The organism is Actinophytocola sp. (assembly GCF_050699915.1).
Lineage (GTDB): Bacteria > Actinomycetota > Actinomycetes > Mycobacteriales > Pseudonocardiaceae > Actinophytocola.
This window is the reverse complement of sequence record NZ_JBOHGA010000163.1, coordinates 1-15,147: the sequence shown is the minus strand read 5'-3', so window position 1 is coordinate 15,147 and position 15,147 is coordinate 1. Positions and strand designations below refer to the sequence as shown.

General features: G+C 69.5%; 14 protein-coding genes and 1 tRNA gene. 6 read left to right on the top strand and 9 right to left on the bottom strand.

The window, feature by feature from the left end:
• The first annotated feature begins 247 nt into the window (after window positions 1–247).
• Both ACRDSK_RS24190 and htpX read left to right on the top strand, forming a co-directional pair.
• The gene (locus ACRDSK_RS24190) at window positions 248–1,015 is read left to right on the top strand and encodes a siderophore-interacting protein (protein ID WP_431443533.1); all 768 of its coding nucleotides are present in this window, start codon (window positions 248–250) and stop codon (window positions 1,013–1,015) included.
• Between the two features lie 74 nt (window positions 1,016–1,089).
• Window positions 1,090–1,956 carry a zinc metalloprotease HtpX gene (gene htpX, locus ACRDSK_RS24185; protein WP_431443532.1) on the top strand — a complete coding sequence of 289 codons (867 nt, stop codon included), beginning with the start codon at window positions 1,090–1,092 and terminating at the stop codon, window positions 1,954–1,956.
• 339 nt (window positions 1,957–2,295) lie between these two features.
• On the opposite strand, the gene rfbA is transcribed toward htpX, so the two are convergent.
• A complete protein-coding gene (gene rfbA, locus ACRDSK_RS24180) occupies window positions 2,296–3,177 on the bottom strand; it encodes a glucose-1-phosphate thymidylyltransferase RfbA (RefSeq protein WP_431443531.1) in 882 nt (293 codons plus the stop codon).
• Window positions 3,174–3,665 (bottom strand): YajQ family cyclic di-GMP-binding protein, encoded by a 492-nt coding sequence (locus ACRDSK_RS24175; protein WP_431443530.1) that lies wholly within the window; start codon window positions 3,663–3,665, stop codon window positions 3,174–3,176. The genes rfbA and ACRDSK_RS24175 overlap by 4 nt, the downstream gene beginning before the upstream one ends.
• 143 nt (window positions 3,666–3,808) lie before the next feature.
• Here ACRDSK_RS24175 and ACRDSK_RS24170 point away from each other — a divergent pair.
• Window positions 3,809–3,889, top strand: a tRNA-Tyr gene (locus ACRDSK_RS24170).
• 97 nt (window positions 3,890–3,986) lie between these two features.
• Here the strand turns inward: ACRDSK_RS24170 and ACRDSK_RS24165 are convergent.
• A complete protein-coding gene (locus ACRDSK_RS24165; RefSeq protein ID WP_431443529.1) occupies window positions 3,987–7,142 on the bottom strand; it encodes an SMP-30/gluconolactonase/LRE family protein in 3,156 nt (1,051 codons plus the stop codon).
• Window positions 7,143–7,276: 134 nt separating this feature from the next.
• Here ACRDSK_RS24165 and ACRDSK_RS24160 point away from each other — a divergent pair, with 134 nt between their 5' ends.
• Window positions 7,277–7,912, top strand: coding sequence for a hypothetical protein (locus ACRDSK_RS24160; RefSeq protein ID WP_431443528.1), 636 nt, complete (start codon window positions 7,277–7,279; stop codon window positions 7,910–7,912).
• Between the two features lies 1 nt (window position 7,913).
• Here the strand turns inward: ACRDSK_RS24160 and ACRDSK_RS24155 are convergent, their stop codons facing one another.
• Window positions 7,914–8,267: a hypothetical protein gene (locus tag ACRDSK_RS24155; RefSeq protein WP_431443527.1), complete on the bottom strand. Its 354-nt coding sequence runs from the start codon at window positions 8,265–8,267 to the stop codon at window positions 7,914–7,916.
• 49 nt (window positions 8,268–8,316) lie between these two features.
• A complete protein-coding gene (locus ACRDSK_RS24150; RefSeq protein WP_431443526.1) occupies window positions 8,317–10,065 on the bottom strand; it encodes a hypothetical protein in 1,749 nt (582 codons plus the stop codon).
• Window positions 10,066–10,095: 30 nt separating this feature from the next.
• Here ACRDSK_RS24150 and ACRDSK_RS24145 point away from each other — a divergent pair, with 30 nt between their 5' ends.
• A complete protein-coding gene (locus tag ACRDSK_RS24145) occupies window positions 10,096–10,920 on the top strand; it encodes a DUF2690 domain-containing protein (protein ID WP_431443525.1) in 825 nt (274 codons plus the stop codon).
• 139 nt (window positions 10,921–11,059) lie between these two features.
• Complete coding sequence (locus tag ACRDSK_RS24140; RefSeq protein WP_431443524.1) at window positions 11,060–12,277, top strand: cytochrome P450; 1,218 nt, start codon at window positions 11,060–11,062, stop codon at window positions 12,275–12,277.
• A gap of 47 nt (window positions 12,278–12,324) precedes the next feature.
• Here the strand turns inward: ACRDSK_RS24140 and ACRDSK_RS24135 are convergent, their stop codons facing one another.
• The 4 genes from ACRDSK_RS24135 to ACRDSK_RS24120 are packed head-to-tail and all read right to left on the bottom strand — an operon-like array spanning window position 12,325 to window position 14,954.
• Window positions 12,325–13,569: a cytochrome P450 gene (locus tag ACRDSK_RS24135; protein ID WP_431443523.1), complete on the bottom strand. Its 1,245-nt coding sequence runs from the start codon at window positions 13,567–13,569 to the stop codon at window positions 12,325–12,327.
• Window positions 13,566–14,198: a GTP-binding protein gene (locus ACRDSK_RS24130; RefSeq protein WP_431443522.1), complete on the bottom strand. Its 633-nt coding sequence runs from the start codon at window positions 14,196–14,198 to the stop codon at window positions 13,566–13,568. Before ACRDSK_RS24130 ends, ACRDSK_RS24135 begins: the two co-directional genes overlap by 4 nt.
• Window positions 14,179–14,538, bottom strand: coding sequence for a DUF742 domain-containing protein (locus ACRDSK_RS24125; RefSeq protein WP_431443521.1), 360 nt, complete (start codon window positions 14,536–14,538; stop codon window positions 14,179–14,181). The genes ACRDSK_RS24130 and ACRDSK_RS24125 overlap by 20 nt, the downstream gene beginning before the upstream one ends.
• Window positions 14,535–14,954 (bottom strand): roadblock/LC7 domain-containing protein, encoded by a 420-nt coding sequence (locus ACRDSK_RS24120; RefSeq protein ID WP_431443520.1) that lies wholly within the window; start codon window positions 14,952–14,954, stop codon window positions 14,535–14,537. Before ACRDSK_RS24120 ends, ACRDSK_RS24125 begins: the two co-directional genes overlap by 4 nt.
• Window positions 14,955–15,147 lie beyond the last annotated feature (193 nt).

The following is a 15,147-nucleotide window of genomic DNA, read 5'->3' as shown; positions in this document are numbered from 1 at the left end:
GTGCGGGCCCGCTCGGCGCGCACGCGGCGGAAGGCGTTCAGCGTCGGCTGGGTCGCCTCGATCCGCCGCAGGGCCTCGTCGACCAGCTCGACCGAGGTCACCTCGCCCGCGGCGAGCCGCGTGGCCTGCGCCTCGAGCCCGACGAAACGGTCGGTGGGTGCGGTGGTGGTCATAGACCCTCCTTGTTCGTTCGAACGAACAGTACCGCGCCGCGCGGTGGCCTGGCCAGGTGCGAAGATTGCTGTCGATGACTGTGCAGACGGCGGGCCGGCGCACACGCCGGCCGGAGACCAGGTTGTGGCGGGTGCCGGTGCGGCGGGTCGAGCAGGTGACCCCGCGGCTCGTGCGCGTGGCGGTCGGCGGCGACGAGCTCGCGGACTTCGTCGGCGCGGGCACCGACCAGAACGTGATGCTGTACTTCTATCCCGACGACGTCGAGCTGCCCGAGCCGCTGACGCTCGAGGCCGCGCGCGGGCTGTGGTCCCAGGTGCGCCCGCTGACCAGGACGTACACCATCCGCCGGCACGACGCGGCGGCGAACGAGATCGACTTCGACTTCGTCCTGCACGACGCTCCCGGCCCGGCCTCGGACTGGGCGCGGGCGGCGCGGCCGGGGGACCGGCTGATCTTCGTCGGCCCGTCGCCCGCCTACCGGCCGGACCAGACCGCGGACTGGTACCTGCTCGCCGGCGACGAGACCGCGCTGCCGGCCATCGCGGCGATCCTCGACGCGCTCCCTGCCGGAGCCGTGACCAGGGTGTTCGTGGAGGTCGAGGACGCGTTGGAGGAGCTGCCGTTACCGGTGCCCGCGACCTGGGTACACCGCGCCTCGGGCGGCTCGCTCGCCGGCGCGGTCGCCGCGGCCGACCTGCCGTCGGGCCGGGTCGAGGCGTGGCTCGCGGGCGAGCGGTCGTCGATGGTCGCGCTGCGGGCGCACCTGCTCGACGAGCGCGGCTTCGACCGCCGCCGCGTGCGCCCGACGACGTACTGGCGGCGAGGTGAGGCAGGCGGCTGACCTGCGCCGTCGGAACTCGAAGCCGCTCAGGATCGTTTCGGTGAGGGAGTTTCGTTCACGGAAGGGTGCGGAAGGTGCACAAGCACTACAACGGGCTGAAGACCGCGCTGCTGCTCGGCGGCATGAGCGCGCTCATCATCGCGATCAGCTCGCTGTTCGGCCGCACCGCGTTGTTCATCGGGCTGGGGCTCGCCCTGTTGATGAACGGCTACGCCTTCTTCAAGTCCGACAAGCTGGCCCTGCGGGCGATGCACGCGCGGCCGGTGTCCCAGGCCGAGCAGCCGGCGATGTACCGGATCGTGCGTGAGCTGGCCACGTCGGCGCGCCAGCCGATGCCGAGTCTGTATGTCAGCCCGACGCAGGCGCCGAACGCGTTCGCGACCGGGCGCAACCCGCGCAACGCGGCGGTCTGCTGCACGACCGGGATCCTGGAGCTGCTGGACGACCGCGAGCTGCGGGCCGTGCTGGGGCACGAGCTGTCGCATGTCTACAACCGGGACATCCTCATCTCGTGCGTCGCCGGGGCGCTGGCCAGCGTCGTCAGCGTGCTGGCGAACCTGGCCATGTTCGCCGGGATCTTCGGTGGCTCCAACGACGACCGCCCGAACCCGCTGGCGCTGCTGCTGCTGGCGCTGCTGGGCCCGGTCGCGGCGGGCATCATCCAGATGGCGGTGTCTCGTTCGCGCGAGTATCAGGCGGACCAGTCCGGCGCCGAGCTGACCGGTGACCCGCTCGCCCTGGCGTCCGCGCTGCGCAAGCTGGAGTACGGCACCCAGGTCGCGCCGCTCGCGCCGGAGCCTAAGGTCGTGTCGCAGTCCCATCTGATGATCGCGAACCCGTTCCGCCCGGGCGAGCGGGTGGCGCGGCTGTTCTCGACCCATCCCCCGATCTCGGACCGGGTCCGCCGCCTGGAGGAGATGGCCCGCCGCGGCCTGCGCTGACCGGTGGCGCCGGACCTCCCACCGGACCGCGCAAGAAATGCCAGCCCTGTGCTTCCGGGGCCCAAGGTCAAGTTGTCCACAGGTCTCAGCCGCTCGCACCGGAATCGTCGGCCGTCGCCGCTACGCTGGAAATCGGGGGCCGGAGGCCGCGCCAGGCCACGTTGTCCACAGCCCGCCGAGCCAGCCACCGAAGTTGTCAGACCTCGCCGGTAGCGTGGAATTCGGGGGACCCCCGGGCGGTTGTCCACAACTGACGCCGATGTCCACAGATCGACGTTTGGCTACCGGAATCGTCTGTGCTCGTCGGTACGCTGGCGTTCGCTCCCAGGCCTGGCGCAGTCAGCCGGTCGCGCCTGCCGCCATGGCGATGGCCATCACGTAGTCGCCGTAGCCGGACTTCGCGAGCTTCGCGCCCAGCGCGTAGCAGTCGTCCGCGGTGATGAAGCCCTGCTCGAGCGCGATCTCCTCGAGGCAGGCCATGCGCACGCCGGTGCGGTGCTCGAGCACCTGGACGAACTGGCCGGCGGCGAGCAGCGAGTCGTGGGTGCCGGTGTCCAGCCAGGCGAACCCGCGGCCGAGGTCGATCAGCCGGGCGCGGCCCTGCTGCAGGTAGGTGAGGTTGACGTCGGTGATCTCGAGCTCGCCGCGCGCGGACGGCGCGAGCCCCTTGGAGATCTCGACGACGTCGTTGTCGTAGAAGTAGAGGCCGGTGATCGCCCGGTTGGACTTGGGCTTGGCCGGCTTCTCCTCGATGGACAGGAGGCGGCCGTCGGCGTCGACCTCGCCGACGCCGTAGCGCTGCGGGTCCTTGACGCGGTAGCCGAAGAGCACCGCGCCGTCGATGCCGGTCACGTACTCGGTCATGATCGCGGAGAAGTCCGCGCCGAAGAAGATGTTGTCGCCCAGGACGAGCGCCACGTCGTCGTCACCGACGAAGTCCTCGCCGATGATGAAGGCCTCGGCCAGGCCGTTGGGTTCCGGCTGCTCGGCGTAGGAGAGCTCGATGCCGAACTGGTTGCCCGAGCCCAGCAGCCGCTGGAAGTTGGGCAGGTCGCCGGGCGTGGAGATGATGAGGATGTCCCGGATGCCGGCCAGCATGAGCACCGACATCGGGTAGTAGATCATCGGCTTGTCGTAGACGGGTAAGAGCTGTTTGGACACCGCCTGCGTGATGGGATGCAGCCGAGTGCCGCTGCCCCCCGCGAGGACGATGCCCCTCATCGGTAGTTCGTGAACTGCAGCGCTATCCCGAAGTCCTCGCGCTTCAGCAGGGCGATGACGTCCTGCAGGTGGTCCTTCTTCTTGCCGGAGACGCGGAGCTGGTCGCCCTGGATCTGCGCCTGGACGCCCTTGGGGGCTTCGTCGCGGATCTTCTTGGCGATCTGCTTGGCCTTCTCGGAGGAGATCCCCTGCACGATGCTGCCGGTGACCTTGTAGGTCTTGCCGGACACGGACGGATCGCCCACGTCGAACGCCTTCAGCGAGATCTGCCGCTTGACCAGCTTGTCCCTGAACACCTCGACCGCGGCCTTGCAGCGTTCCTCGGTCTCCGCCTCGATGGTGATGGCCTCCTCGCCGGCCCACCGCACGGAGGCCCCGGTGCCCCGGAAGTCGAACCGGGTGGACAGCTCCTTGCCCGCCTGGTTGAGCGCGTTGTCGACCTCCTGCCGATCGACCTTGCTCACCACGTCGAAGGATGGATCCGCCACAGCTCACGCACCTCCACTCACCAGCGACTTCTCCCCGAGCCCGGATGCTACCGCTGACCCCCGACCGACCGTGACGTATCCGGTTGGCCGCCCCGGGGAGGCGTTGGGTAAGGTTTCCGCCGTCCAGCAGAGCTGAACACACTGGCGGGTTGCCCGAGCGGTCAAAGGGAGCAGACTGTAAATCTGTCGCGAAAGCTACGAAGGTTCGAACCCTTCACCCGCCACAACAGCCCGGTTACCTGACCAAACAGGTCGCCGGGTTGTTTGCTTTCTGACCGGCTGTGTCCGACCTTTGCCGGTCGTCCAGAGCTGAGTTCGTGATCACTTGTCCTCGGGCTGCCTGTCGGATGGATCCTGAACGGGTTGCGCGGGTTCGTCCTCCTGCGACGCCGACGCAGTCGACGCCGGGGCTGGCTCGGCGGTGGTCGGTGTCGGGGCTGTGCTCGTCCTGCGACGCCACAGCAGGAACGCGGCCGCCGCCACGACGAGTGCGCCGCCGCCCAGCCACCACCACAGCGACGTTCCACTTTGGTCCGGCATCGCGGCGGGGCGCACCACCACGCGGACCTGGTTGAGCGCCGGTTCGGTGAAGTAGAGGTTGTCGTGCGCGTCGACGGCCAGCGCCTCCGGTGGCGTGTCCTGGGTGAGCGAACCCTCCTCGACGGTCTGGCCGGCGACGACGGTGTCGATGTCGCCGTCCGGGTTGATCCGGCGGATGCCGTCGGTGGTGCTGACGAAGACGGAACCGTCGCTGGTGACCGCCACGTCGCGGGGACTCTCGAGCAGCGCGTCGGTCGCCGCGCCGCCGTCGCCTATGTCGTCATCGTCGGCCGCCGGGGCGTCGCCGGTGCCGGCGAAAGTTCGCGCCCTCCCGTCCCGCACCGCGGCCACCCTGTCTTCGGAGAGCGCCACGTAAAGCGTTCCGTCGGGTCCGGACGCGATGCCGTTGATCTGCTCGCCATCGGGATCGTCTAGGTGCCAGCGTTGGTCGAGCCTGCCTCCGACTAGCGCGAACACGGCGTCCTTCGTGGCGATGAGCGGTGTGCCGTCCGGGTCGACCGCGATGTCGGTCGGCACGATGTTGACCGTGCTGGCGTTCGCCCCGTCCGCGGGCGGTACGCCCTGTTGCAGGGCGCCGACGACCGGGGTCTCCGCGCCGTCCGGGAAGCGGTGCCGCAGCGTCGCACCGCCGTAGTAGAGGCTTCCGTCGGCGGCCGACGCGATCATCGGTCCACCGAGGCCGGCCGTGTCGAACGCGGTCCGGGCCTCCCCAGACGACACCGCCCGGACCGTCTCGGCGGCGTCGACGTACACCGTCCCCTTCCGGTCGACCGCGATGGCGTACCCGTCGAGGGTCAGCTCCTCGGCCGGGATCGCCGACGCGTCGACGTCCGCCGCCTTGAAGTCGACGGGAGTGGTGATGGTGCCGTCCCGGTCGATCCGACGGACCCGCGTGCTGGCCGCGCTGGTCACCCAGAGCGCGCCGTCCTCGGCGACCGCGACGTGGTCGGGCTCGACGAGCGCCGCGCGTGTCGCCGGTCCGCCGTCCCCCTTCTCGTCCCGCTCACCCGTGCCCGCCACGGTGGTGATCACGCCGTTCCGGGCGACCTTGCGTACGCGGTTGTTCATGGTGTCCGCGATGTACACGGTGCCGTCGGGCGCGAAGGCGACGGCACGCGGTGAGTTGAGCAGCGCCGCGGTCGCCGGTCCGCCGTCACCGCCGAACCCCGCACGCTCCAGCCTCGCGTCGGCGTTGCCCGCGATAGTGGTGAGGCTGCCGTCGGGACGCACGAGCCGCACGGCGTTCAGGTACTCCTCGAGCACGGCGACGGAGCCGTCCGGCGCGATCGCGGCCGCCTGCGGCAGGTACATGGAGGCCTGCCTCGCCGGTCCGCCGTCCGCCTCGGCACCGTCCCGGTCGCCGCCGCCGGCGACCGGGACGGCCCTTCCGCCGGGCCCGCTCCGAAGCAGGACCTCACCGTCGTCGGCCGGCAGGTAGGTGTTGCCCGCCTTGTCGAGAACCGTTGTGGCGGGGCGATAGTTCTCGGCCACCGCCACACCGTTGACATTGCTCACCGCGCCGTCAGGACCGATGCGGAGGAGAACTCCGCCATTCGCGTCGAGGGTGTACAGCGCGCCGTCCGAGCCTCGGGCCAGCCCCACGATCGTTGCGGCGTCACCGGACGGCAGCGTCGCGAACTCCTCGACGGCACCCGCCGGCGACACGCTCAGGACCCGCTCGTTCCCGGCGTCGAGTACGTAGGCACCGCCGTCCGGCGCCGCCACGACGTCCCGCGGCTCGGTCGGCGCCTGGTCGGGTCCGGCGCCGGTGCCGCCGACGCTCTCCCGGTACTCGCCGTCACCCGCGACGCGGTGCACCGTGCCGGGTTCGTCGCCTGCCCACCGGTCCGCGGCGGCTCGAGTCGGGGGCAGCTTCTCGCCCTCGCGCGGGTCGGGTTCGACCAGCCGGTCTACGGCACCATCGGTCGCCGTGTAGACAGTGCCGTCCCCGGCGATCGCGATGTCCGTGATCGAGTCGGCGAACGGGCCGCCGAGCGGAGTCGTGGAGCCGTCCTCGGCCAGCCGGTGCAGGAACGCTCCGACGCCGACGTAGACAGTGCTGTCCGCGCCGACCGCGATCGGGAACGCCTGGGTGAACTTCGCGTCGAGGGGCACCGCCGTCAGCATGCCCTCGGCGTCGACGTGGACGAGCCTGGGCGGAGTCTGCTTCAGCCGCGCGTAGTCGACCATCCAGAACCCGCCGGCCGGGTCGACCGCGATGTCGAACGGGTCGAGCCGGGCGGACCTGGCTGGCACGGGTTCGGTCGACGGGGTGGTGCCACCGCCGCCGGCAACCGTGGTGATCGTGCCGTTGCGATCGACGCGGCGGACCCGCCCGTTGCTGCCATCGGCGACGTACACCACGCCGGCCGCGTCGACCTCGAGGTTCTCGATGTCGTGGAGGAACGCGTTGGTGGCGGGACCTCCGTCGCCGCCACGGCCGTCCGCGAAGTCGGCCTCCCCGCCGCCGGCGATGGTCGTCCACGACCCGTCCTTGCCGAGCCGGCTGATCTCCTCGCGGTCGGACAGGTACACGCTGCCGTCCGGCCCGCTGTCCACCATCCACGGGGTGGCGCCCCTGGCAAACCACGGACCGCCGCCGCTGACTGCGGCGGGCGCGGGCACGGTGTCGATCACGCCGTCGGTGCCGACCCGTCGCAGGCGCCGGCTGTCGGAGTCCACGAGAAGGACGGCACCGTCCGACGCGACGGCGATCTTCACGTCGAAGCCGATCCGGGCCTTGGTGGCGGCGAAGCCGTCGCCGGAGTACCCGTTGACACCGGCCGCCGGTGACGACAGGCCCGCGACCCGCTCGGCGTGCCCCAGCGGCGCCGGCTCCGGCTCGGCCCCGACAGGTGCGACGGTGCACAACACCACCCCGACCGCGACTCCCGCGACAACACCGGCCCGTCGCACAGTTCCCAACTCTCCCCGCGTCATGGGCGGTCCGATGAGGAGGGCCCGCGTCTGGTTCCGTGTCCGGTCGCTCGTCACAACTTCGAAAGGTCTCGACTGGAACCGCGACCGCGTCAGCGGTCATCCCAGGGGCCATGATCTACCAGCAGCCCCATGGCGGACAGCATCCCTACGGCCAGTACGGCGGCTTCGGCGCGCCCCCGCCGAAGAAGAACACCGGTGCGATCGTCGCCGTGGCCGCGGTCGTCGTGGTGGTGCTGGGCGCGATCGGCGTCACGGGCTTCGTCGCGCCCGGCTTCTTCCTCAGCGACGAGACGACGACTGCACAGGCGCCGACGACCGAACCGACCGCCGAACCGGCGGAGGAACGGACCGCCGAGCCGGTGGAGGAACAGACCGCCGAACCAGTGGAGGAACCGACCGAGCAGCGCGCAGCGACCGCCGGTGGGCAACCGGTCGACCCGCGAGCGCTGAGCGCGATGACGGCCTTCCTGGACAGCGTCAACACCGGCGACGCGGCACAGGCGAAGACCCAGCTCTGCCCGGATGCCATCAGCACCCCCGCGGACGTCGACGAGCTCGTCGGCTACCAGCCGGAGCTGGAGATCGACCCGACGATGGACGGCGTCTCCGCCGGCGACCGGTCCGTCCAGCTCTACCTGAGCGGCACGGCGAAGGGGCAGGAGCTCGACGGGTACTCGACGAACCTGTGGGTGACCAACTACGACGGGCCGTGGTGCGTACACGCCTTCCGCGCGGTCGTCATCTGAGTCAGCGGCAGCTGAGAGCGCCGGCTCGTACCTTGCCCTTCGCGTTCACCGAGCCGTACGCGAACCCGTAGTAGGCGACGACTTCGAAACCGAACTCATGGTTCGTTATCTCGCGGATCACCTTGAACTTGTCGCCCTCGTTCAGCCGGCCGACGACGTGGCCGTGTCGTTTGACGGCGACGTCGTTCCTACACACGCGCGCGAGGTGATCGCGCTCGGCGGCGGTCGGGTCGGCGGCGAGCCGCAGCTGCGCGGGTGCGGTGTCGGTGATCGGCGCTGCTGTGGTGGGGGTCGGGGTTTCCGCTAGCGAGAGTGTCGTAGCCAGGACAACGCCAAGCGTGCCGAGCGTTGCCATCGTTGCGGTTATGCGACGCATTCTTCGAGTTCCTTCTCTGTCGACGGGGTTAGTTCGCGGGTGACGGCCAGACGTAGCCCGCGACGTTCTCGAACGTGTAGCCATGGGCGGCCGCGGCGTCCCGTTCGGCGGTACTGGTCGTGAAGAAGTGGTCGGGCTTGTCGGGCCGGAACATGCGGTAGAGCGGAACGGTTCCGGGGAGTTGTGTGGCGGCGAGGTAACCGAGTGGTCCCTCGTCGATGGCTCCGGTCACTCCTTCGCAGCCGGGAACCGCGGTCAGCACGTGCCAGCCGTTGCCGAGGTAGCAGCGATGGAACGCGCTGAGTCCGGGACCGGGTGCCGGCGCGAGGTAGAAGGCCTTCCCCGTCTCGAGTCGCACACCCGGTGCCTGCTTGATCTCCTCGCGGCTGAGCGAGTAGAGATGCTGAGTGGTGTTCCGGTGGTAACCCCGGGCGACGGCCCGCAGTGTGGTCTTCGGCGGTGCCGTCTGCTTCGGCGTGGCGCGCTCGTCCGGCGCGGTGGTGCGCGTGGTGGTGCCCTTCGCCGGCGCGCCCGGCGGGGAGTCGCACTGGTTGCGAACGAGACGACACATGGTCTTGAACAGGTCCGGGTGCTCCCGCATGTCGAACACGGAGACGGAACCGAACTTGGTCGGGAAGAAGACCGGGAACATGTACCGGTAGCCGATGTCCTGGTCGCGGACCTGCTGCCGGATGACCTGGTCGCGGTCCCGCTCGCCGCTGTAGAACGTCGAGCCCTTGCTGTGCTCGTCGGTCGGGCTGTTGTCGATGTGCATCAGCAGTGGCTTGCGCTCGGATGCGAGGTCGCGCACCAGCTTCTTGGTGTAGTCCGCGCCCCCGCGGTCCGTGACAGAGAGGAAGTCGCTGTGCCGCGGAACCGGGGTTTCCGTGCCCCAGACCGTGCCTCCGACGAACTGCCGCGGCTTGTGCTCGCCCAGGTTCTTGTCGCCATGGATCCACTCGATGCCGGCTTCCAGCGGCTGGGGGTACCGGTTCGAGCCTGCCTTGTAGGGACTGGCGAAGAAGTCGAAGAACCAGCCGTCGGGGCGAAACGCCTGCTGCGCGGTTTGGAGCCGTTCGCGTATCCGCTCTGTTCCGGCGTGCGGGTTCGTGACGGGGTCCGGTTCGTTCGGGTCGGTGTAATGCAGCGCGTTCAGCACGACATCGAACTTCACTTCCTTGTCCGTCTTCTCCCGCACGCAGGTGCGGACCCCGTCGAAGATCTCCACCTCCTCGGCGATCTTCTGTGGTGAGTCGTCCTTCCAGCCCAGCCGGACCAATCCGGACACGTAGGTTGGCTTCAGATAGGCGAGTGCTTCGCACACGTACGCGATCTTGCGTTCTTTCGTGGCATCCTTGACGGCTGGAATGGTCCAGCTTCCGTTTTGGTACATCCGTGCGATGACCACGCGCTGCAAGTACTTCGGCCGTTTGCCGTGCCGACCGTTGCTTGTCTGCGCTGTCTCCGCGCCACCCGCACCGGCGAGCTCTGAGTCGTCGATCCGATCCGGCGACGCGCCGGGGACATCCGCGCGTGTCACCGCGAATGTCATCGTCGCCACTACCGCCAGCACACTGAGAGCGGATCCACCAATTCGTGAAACCCGACGGGCAGACCCCATCGCCCCTACCTTCCTTACCGCTGGTTGACGACGCCATCGCGCCGCCCAGTGATCAACGTTCAGGAAGTCTTTACGGTGCGCGGAGGGGCCCGCTAGCCTTACCCGCTGTTCGGGAACGCAGCGGGAACGTCGGAGTGTCGACCTGCGTAAACACATGTTCCCGGGAACGAGATGGGGACGGCTGCGGTGGCGAGATCCGATATTCCGGCGGACGTGCCGGAGGCGGTCCGGCCGTGGGCCGAGCAGCTGCGCGCACTCGCCGACGCGACGGGCCTGCGGTCGCAGGCGCAGTTGGCCGGCGCACTGCACGTCGGCAGGGCCACGATGAGTCGATACCTGTCCGCTGAACGGCTGCCGGACCGATCGACGGTCGACAAGCTCGTCGAGCTGGCTCGGCAACATGGCGGATCCGTCGACGAGCCGGCTCTCTTTCGCGCCTACGAGACGGCGGAAAGAGATTTCGCCGACCGGCGGCGTCGTGGTCGGGAAACGGCGTCGGCGAATGCAGAGACGGACGTCGTACCTCAGGTCAAACGAACCCGTGCATCGACCCTCGTCAAGTTCGGTATCGTCGCGGTGGTCGCGGCAGCGGCGGTGGGCGTTGCCGTCGTCGTCAACGCATCACGAGCCGATGAGCCACTAACCCCTCAGGCGCAAGCCAGCACGACCTGCATCGGTAAATCCTGCGCGGACAGGATCCACAAAGCGCAGGGCTGCGACGACGACGCCCGACCGCTCGCCGGCCGCGACAACGCGACCACGATCATCGAAGTGATGTACAGCAACAACTGCCAAGCCGCGTGGGCAAAGGCCAAAGGCGCGCCGCCTGGATCGGTCATCAAAATTACGGACGGCAACGGTCTCAATCAGCGCGCTCAAGCACCGGCCGACAAATCTGGGCCGAGACCAACGCGCATGCTGTCGGCGCCGGTCGGCACACGTCTCACGGCATGCATCATCACGGGCAGCCAGCGAATCTGCACGGAGACAATCGAGGTAGGCGCCTCGTAGGACTTCAGCCGTGGTCGTGACTCTGCGTTTCGGGGCATTGGTCCATCCGCCTGAACTTGCGTCCGGGCCATCCAACCGAGCCGTTGTTGATCACTACGCTGGGCCGGCCCCGTAGCAAACTCACGTCCCTGGGAGTTCCATGACCACCGCCAGTGAAGCGCCGGACATCCTGTCCCCGGAGTTCGCGATGGACCCCTACAGCGCGTACCGCGCCATGCTGGACACCGCACCGCTGGTGTGGAACGAACCCATGCAGAGCTACATCGTCTCGCGGTACGAGGACGTGGCCCGGGCCTTCAAGGAACCCGTCTACACCACGAACAACTACGACTGGCAGCTCGAACCCGTGCACGGGCGGACCATCGTGCAGATGGACGGTCGCGAGCATTCCGTGCGCCGCGCGCTAGTGGCGCCCGCATTTCGTGGCAACGAGCTCGAGCAGAAGTTCCTGCCGGTCATCGAGCGCAACGCGCGCGAGCTCATCGACGGCTTCCGGGACAAGGGAAGCGCCGACCTCGTGACGGATTTCGCACGGCACTTCCCGATCAACGTCATCGTCGACATGCTCGGGCTGGACCGCGACGACCAGGCGCGTTTCCAGCGCTGGTACACGTCGATCATCGCGTTCCTGAGCAACCTGAGCCAGGACCCCGACGTCGCGGCCGACGGCCTGCGCACCCGCGCGGAGCTCGCGGAGTACATGATCCCGATCATCCAGCACCGGCGGGAGAACCTCGGCGACGACCTGCTGTCCACGCTGTGCGCGGCCGAGGTCGAGGGCACCCAGATGGACGACGAGGACATCAAGGCGTTCGTGAGCCTGCTGCTCGCCGCCGGCGGCGAGACCACCGACAAGGCCGTCGGGAGCACGTTCCGCAACCTGCTCGACCACCCCGACCAGCTGGCGGCGGTGCGCGCGGACCGCACGCTCATCCCGCGCGCCTTCGCGGAGACGCTGCGATTCTCCCCGCCCGTGCACATGATCATGCGACAGCCCGCCGAGGCGGTGACGGTCAGCGGCGTGTCCATCCCCGCGGGCAGCACCGTGACATGCCTCATCGGCGCGGCGAACCGGGACCCGCGGCGGTTCGCGAACCCGGACTCGTTCGACATCTTCCGCGACGATCTGCCGACCAACACGGCGTTCTCGGCCGCGGCGGGCCATCTGTCCTTCGCACTCGGCCGCCACTTCTGCGTCGGCGCGTTGCTGGCCAAGACCGAGGTCGAGGTGGCCAGCAACCAGCTGCTGGACGCGATGCCGGACCTCGCGCTGGCCGAGGACGCGGGCCCCGTCGAGCGCGGCGTGTTCACCCGCGGCCCGGCGTCGCTGCCGGTCCGCTTCACCCCGGTGAGCTAGGGCCCGAGTCGCAGATCATCATGTGAGTCCCGGTTTCGGGGAGGCGGTTACCGCACGTAGCCCGGGGTGAAGGTCACCGGCAGTGCGGTCAGCCCGCGCATCCACACCGACTGGCGCCACACCAGAGCCTCGCCCGGCACCGCGAGCGTCAGATCCGGCAGCCGATCCAGCAGCACCTCGATGCTCGTCCTCGTGATCACCTCGGCGAGCTCGGGTGCCGGGTAGGGGCAGCCGTGCTCGCCGTGCCCGAAGGACAGCTGCGCGCGGTTGCCCAGCGCGCCGCCCTCACCCGGGCGCACCTGCGGATCCGCGTTCGCCGCGGCGAGGCCGAGCACGAGCAGGTCGCCGGCGCGCACGCGCTGCCCACCCAGCATCGTGTCCCGGGTGGCGAAGCGGCCGATGAAGTTCTGTGTCGGCGTGTCGTGCCACAGCACCTCGTTGAGCGCCTGACCGACACTCGCCCGGCCGCCGGACAAGGATGTGGCGAACCGGTCGTCGGTGAGCATCAGGCGGACGGTGTTGCCGATCCAGTTGGTGGTGGGCTGGTGCGCCGCGGCCAGCACCACGAGCAGGTCGAGCACGATCTCCTCGTCGGTCAGGCCACCCTCGTTCGCGAGCAGCCGCGACGGCACGTCGGGACCGGGGTAGGCGCGCTTGCCCGCGACCAAGTTCTGCATGGCCTGCTGCACCCGCCCGTACGCCTCCATCGACTCGGGGCCGGAGGAGTCCACGGAGACCGTGAGGTCACGGACCAGGTTCGGAGTGTCCGCTTCGGACATACCGCACATGAAGGCGGCCGCCCGCAACGGGATCCGCTGGGCGTACTGCGAGACGAGGTCCGCCTCGCCGCTGCCGGCGAACTCGTCGATCAATCGGTCGGCGATCTTTTCGCAGTGCGCGCTCAGCTCGAACTGGTCGACCAGGTCGAGTGCGTCGCTGATCGCGCCGGCCCGCCGCCGGTGCTCCGCCCCCTCGGTGAACATCACCGACGGGTTGTGGACCACGTAGGCCAGCAGCGGCCAGTCCGGCGGCACGCGGTCCCAGGCGTTCCAGCGCCGGGTGTCCCGGGCGAACTGCTGGGAGTCGGTGGTGACTTGGTGGACCTCGCGGTACCCGCACACGAACCACGCCGGCACGTCGCCCTCGAGCAGCACCGGCGCGACCGGCCCGTGCTGGCGCCGCAGCTGCGTGTACAGCGCGGCCGGGTCGCTCTCGAACTTGGGGCCGTACAAGCGGATCCGCCCATCCTGAGCGGCGCCGATGGGTTCGGTGTGGGGCTGGACATCGGTCATGGGGTGGTCTCCCGGGCGGAGGTCAAGGCGTAGAGACGGTTGACTAGGGCGAGCAACACTCGCTTGGCCGACTGACGGTCGCGTGCGTCGCAGTCGACCAGCGGCACGTCCTCGGACAGCGACAACGCGTCACGGACGGCGGTCAGGTCGACGGTCGACCCGGGAAAGTTGTTGCACGCCACGATGAACGGCGTGCCGTGGTGCTCGAGCCGGTCGATGGCGTACCAGGAGTCGGAGATCCGCCGAGTGTCCACCAACACGACCGCGCCGAGCGTGCCGGCGAACAGCTTGTCCCACAGGAACCAGAACCGCTCCTGGCCGGGTGCGCCGAACAGGTAGAGCACCATCTCCTCGTTCAGCGTGATCCGGCCGAAGTCGAACGCGACGGTGGTGGTGGTCTTGCCGGTCGCGCCGCTGTTGTGATCGACGCCGGCCCCGGCCTGGGTCATGACCTCTTCGGTGGACAGCGGGCGGATCTCGCTCACCGCCCCGACCAGCGTGGTCTTGCCGACCCCGAAACCGCCGACGACCACGATCTTCACGCCGTCGGCCGCCGTGCCGTGCAGCGGCGCGCGGTCGAGGCCGGGCGGGCGGCTGGGCAGGTCGAGGTCAGAGATTCTCGAGTCCAACGAGCACCTTCCTCAGGAAGTCGGCGTCGGGCAGCGTTGTGCCGACCCGGGTCGAGGACGGGTTCCGGGCGCTGAGCTGGCCCGCGTCGAGCAGGTCCGACAGCAGGACCTTCACCACGCTCACCGGCAGGGCGAGGTCCGCGGAGATCTCGACGACCGCGGTGGGGGAGCGGCACAGCTGCAGGATCCTGACGTGCTCGGACTGCATGCCACGGGTCGGCTCGGCCCTGCTCACGATCAACGTGACCAGGTCCAGCTGGTGATGGTCCGCGCGGCTTCGCCCGCGGGTGAGCGTGTAGAGCCGGTCCGGACCCTCGTTGTCGAGCTTCCGACGGATCATGCGGACGGGCTGTGGTGCGCGGACTCGCGCGGCGGTGCGGTCAGGTGCGCGCCGATCTGCTCGATCATCTCGTTCATCTTGTGCCCGATCAGACCCACGTCCGCGGTGTCGGCGGCCAGCACCGCGAGATGAGCACCCGCGCCCGCCTCGACGATGAACAGGATTCCGCCGTGGAACTCGGTCATGGACTGGCGCACTCCGCCGGAGCCGTCGCCGAACTCGGCCGACGCGCCATGCGAGAGCGCCTGCACGCCTGCCGCGATCGCGGCGAGCTGGTCCGCCTTGTCCATGTTCAGCCCGCTGGTGTGGCAGAGCTTGAGCCCGTCGCGGGAGAGCACCAGGGCGTGCGTCGCGCCGGGAGTGTTGCCCACCAGGTTCTCCAGCAACCACTCGAGACTCGAGTTAGTCGTGGTCATCGGGATTCGTCCTCCGAAGGTCCGTTGGCGGAGCTGCTGTCGGGCGTGCCGGCGGCCTCGGGCCTGTCGGTCCGGCCGACCTGGTGGAAGGCGCTGAACCGGGCGGCCATGTCCGGCCGGGAGCCGGCGGGCCGCGGCGCCTCGTCGGGTGGTCCGGCGTCGGCGGTCCGGGTCGCGGCCGCCAGGGTCTGCC